Origin of the sequence: Gemmatimonas sp. (assembly GCF_041689975.1) — a bacterium.
Taxonomy (GTDB): domain Bacteria; phylum Gemmatimonadota; class Gemmatimonadetes; order Gemmatimonadales; family Gemmatimonadaceae; genus Gemmatimonas.
The window spans coordinates 1-3,722 of record NZ_JBDNFF010000425.1; the positions used below are offsets into that span (position 1 = coordinate 1).

The window sequence follows — 3,722 nt, forward strand, 5'->3', positions numbered from 1 at the left end:
AGCGAGCCTTTGAACGAGGGTCCGAAACCGGGCAGCTTGATCTCCTTGTGCATGCCGACCTTCTTGCCGGCGTCATCCAGATAGTACCAGCTCTCTCTGGTCGCCACGGTCTGCCTGGCGCAGTCGTACATCGCAATCGTGCGCGAACTACGCAGATCTCCCAACGCGTGCTTCAACGGAGGTTGCAAGCGCACCCGCACGGTGGCTGTGGTGATGCCGTTGTTGCGCGTGACCGACTTCGCTTCGAGAAATACCGGCGTGCCGACCGAGGTCTTGCCGATCTCCACGAGCCTCTGCGCGGTGGCAGACGACGCCGAAAGCAGCGAGCCTACGAGCACGATGGCGCAGCGTATGGTGATGGCTATCGGTGCATGCATAAGGTCAGCGGCGGCGACGGGCGGTGGAGTCGGGGAGGAACGTGAACGGCAGCTGCATGACCTGTTGGACGACGAGACCCTTACGCATCGCCGGCACAAAGCGCTGCTCGCGCACAGCACGTCGCACCGGCTCCACGAGCGCACGGTGCGTGGTCGTCATCGCGTTGAATGTCTCCATGACCGCTTCCCCGTTGGTGCCGACCACGAACTCGGCGAGCAATTCGCCGGCGATCTGCGCATAGAACAGGGAGTCGGGGTAGAACGGTCGCACGATCATCGAGGAATCCACGCGCGCGCCTACGTCGACGTCGGCGGCGGTGAAGATTGTCAATGCCTCGAGCAGTTGCGCGATGCGGGCGGCGGGTGTGAGTTCGCCCTTCTTCGGCTTCTTCTCGCGGAACTCGCCGCGGCGCGACCAGAGGATAATCGTGCCGCAGCTGCTGCTCATCCGCTGATTCCCCTGAAACTCCATCGGCACGGTCGCGGGTCCGCTGTACACTTCGATCCCTTCGAACGTGCGCGGGTTCACCGCGTTGAGATCGAACTCGGCGGCAAACAACCCTTGACCATCCAGCCACACCAAGGGCGAACACCGACTGCCGCGGATGCGCACCTTGTTCTCGAAGCCGCGCGTCTCGATGCGCAGGCCCGGCACCGCACGGAGGAGATCCGTCATGTTGTTGGGGTTTCGCTGTTCGATGTCGGCCTGCGTGAAGTACCGTCCCCCCCCGGCCTGCATGCGCTTGTAGAACCCCGCCATCGGGCCGATCACGTCGCGTCGGCCGACCACTTTCACCGCCGCGATGTTCTGCGCAATCTGGGTCATGACCACCGTCGGCTCGATGGACTGGCCGGCCAGTACGGTGACCAGCAGTGACTCCGGCCGGTAACCGATGCGCCGCACGCGCAGCCACAGCGAGCCGGTATTCACGCGGACGGCGGTGAACTGACCGGCGTCATCGGATTCGCCCAGCTCGGTGGCGCTCCCGAATCGGATCTGCGCCCCGACCAGCGGGATCCGCGCCGCGGTCACCACGCGGCCTTTCACGCTCCCCGTAAGGACCGGCGTGGCGACCTGCGCCGACAACTCCGCGTTCGGCACCAGTGAGAGTCCCGACACGAACCCCGCCCATGTCAGCGCGACGGAAATCGCCGCACGGCCTGAGGGTCGCTTCCAGTACGAACTGAGCGGGAGGGACGAGCAGAGCGGCATAAGAGACCGAGCGGTGGGCTTGTGTGGTCCAGCCGTCAGGCTAGCATGTGAAGCATGCACCGCGCCATCTGGCTCATCAAGATAAGCGTGTTTCACCTGTTGTTGATCCCGCTGGCCCTCGGCTGTGTTCCGTGGCGACGGAACCCGCCGCTCGTGCCGCCAACGGCTACCAGACTCGTCCTCGCTCTCGACGGCGTGGATTACCGGGATATCGTCGACGCGCGGACCAGGGGGCTGTTCGCCGACTTCCGGGAGCCTAGCCGCCTGATCTCGACCTTTCCGTCGATCAGCGACGTGGCCTGGCACGATATCATGGGTGTGCAGCCACCGCCGGGCTACCAGCGGATCTACTACAGTGTGCGACAGAACGACGTGGTCGGCGAGCTGCTCGATGCCATCAGACCGATCGAGTACGAACGGCGCATGGACTTCGCGTTCGGGACGAAGTTCCATCACCTCGCTGCCTACCTGATGTCGAATCAGGTGGCACGAAAGGAAGTGGATGTCGATGTGAAGGAGTTTCTCCGCCGCGGCGGTCGCCCCACGATCTACGCGTACAACGTGGGTCCCGACGCGCTGCAGCACACTCGCGGTGACCTCGACAAGTATCTATCGCATCTCGACGCGAAGCTCGCGGAGTTGCAGCGGACGTATCGTGCACGCACGGGTCGCGACGTCGAGATTCTGATTATCTCCGATCACGGGCACAACCGCGCGATCTCCGCCGATTTCCTGCCGGTCGTCGAGGCACTGGAAAGCCAAGGATTTCGCACGGTTCGTTCATTGACCAGCGCTGCCGACGTGGCGTTCAGTGTGGACGGGGTCACGACTGGCTTCGGCGTGTTCGCGCACCCCGACTCGGTCCAGCGGCTGGCATCGATACTGGTGGCTCTCGACGGCGTCGCGACGGTGACCACGCGCGATACGACGGGGCGGTATCTCGTGCGGAGCGACAGCGCGCTGGCGGAGATCACCACACGCGGCAGCGGCGACTCCGCCACGTATCGGTACCACGCGTTGCGCGGGGACCCGCTGCGATATACTGACGTGCTGTCGCGCATGGCGCATGATCGAGCGGTGTCGCCCGATGGTTTCGCGTCGGCCGCTACATGGCTGCGCTACACCGCCGGCGAGCTGTTCCCGGCCGCGCCGCCGCGTATCGTGCGTGGACACACGGAGATTACACGCAATCCGGCACCGATTCTCGTCTCGCTCGACGACAAGATGCGCGTGGGCCTCGGGGCCGTGTCGGTGGCGAACCGCATGCGACCGCTGGGTGGCACACACGGCGCGTTGAGCGCGACGAACTCGCTCGGCGTATTGATGTCGAACTTTGCGGATACACGCGACGATCTCACCCAGTCGGTGCGCCGACAGTTCGGCGGGTTCGACGATCTGCACGATCCCGCCACCAACGAATCGTCGCTGCGGCTCGGCACCCCCGCGATGTGCGAGCGGATCGCTGGAGCAGCTTCAGCGGCACGACGGCACCTACGGCGCTGGCGGCACTCCCCGACAGCGAGCCGCTCCTTGTGCTGTCACTCTCCGACAAGGATCGGCGATGGGCTGGCTCCGCCGCTCGTGTGCTGGTGGAGATTCGCCAAAAAGACGGCGGGTCGAACGGTAGCGCAGTCGTGTCCAACAGTTACTGGCCACTGTCGCAGTGGACGGCCTCGACCGATGGGCGGGCGTTTACCATGACCGCGTTACAAGTGAACGTTTCGCAGTTTGCACCGTCGTCGGAGGTGGTGGTTCGCGCCGTGATCGATCGCATCCGAGTGCCGGGCGTGGAGACGCGACGAGCCGCGTCGAAGGTGGTGGCCTCGCTGGTCGTGCGCACCGATGCACGCGGGGCCGTGGTGATCTACTGAGCCCTCGCTCCAGGGCTAACTCAGGGGCTGTCCGTCAGGTAACATTCCGTGCATCTGTTCGGCGTGTTCCCTCCCGATCTCGCGGCCCCCTCCGGCGTCCCTATGTCACGATTGATCGCCCGCTCGCGGGTAGCGCTTCCCGCGCTCGCCCTGCTTGCCATCTCGGCAGTTCCCGCCCGTGCGCAGTCCGGCACGCGCCTGCTGCGCACCCCCAGTGTCAGCGCGCAGCACATCGCGTTCGCCTACGCCAACAACATCTGG

Annotated in this window: 5 protein-coding genes; 3 read left to right on the forward strand and 2 right to left on the reverse strand. The window is 65.0% G+C overall.

Annotation, left to right across the window (positions count from 1 at the left end):
* Both ACESNG_RS23675 and ACESNG_RS23680 read right to left on the reverse strand, forming a co-directional pair.
* Positions 1 to 377, reverse strand: a 377-nt coding sequence (locus ACESNG_RS23675; RefSeq protein WP_373071177.1) for a surface-adhesin E family protein, incomplete at its 3' end; no start/stop codon positions are given.
* A 4-nt stretch (positions 378 to 381) separates the two neighbouring features.
* Positions 382 to 1,590 (reverse strand): TonB-dependent receptor plug domain-containing protein, encoded by a 1,209-nt coding sequence (locus ACESNG_RS23680; RefSeq protein ID WP_373071179.1) that lies wholly within the window; start codon positions 1,588 to 1,590, stop codon positions 382 to 384.
* Positions 1,591 to 1,644: 54 nt separating this feature from the next.
* Here ACESNG_RS23680 and ACESNG_RS23685 point away from each other — a divergent pair, with 54 nt between their 5' ends.
* The 3 genes from ACESNG_RS23685 to ACESNG_RS23695 all read left to right on the forward strand — a co-directional run.
* Entirely contained in the window at positions 1,645 to 3,291 is a 1,647-nt protein-coding gene (locus ACESNG_RS23685; RefSeq protein ID WP_373071181.1) for a hypothetical protein, read from the forward strand.
* The gene (locus tag ACESNG_RS23690; RefSeq protein WP_373063857.1) at positions 3,288 to 3,461 is read left to right on the forward strand and encodes a hypothetical protein; all 174 of its coding nucleotides are present in this window, start codon (positions 3,288 to 3,290) and stop codon (positions 3,459 to 3,461) included. Before ACESNG_RS23685 ends, ACESNG_RS23690 begins: the two co-directional genes overlap by 4 nt.
* 48 nt (positions 3,462 to 3,509) lie before the next feature.
* Positions 3,510 to 3,722 (forward strand): hypothetical protein (locus tag ACESNG_RS23695; protein WP_373063855.1); only part of this gene is annotated, 213 nt, incomplete at its 3' end.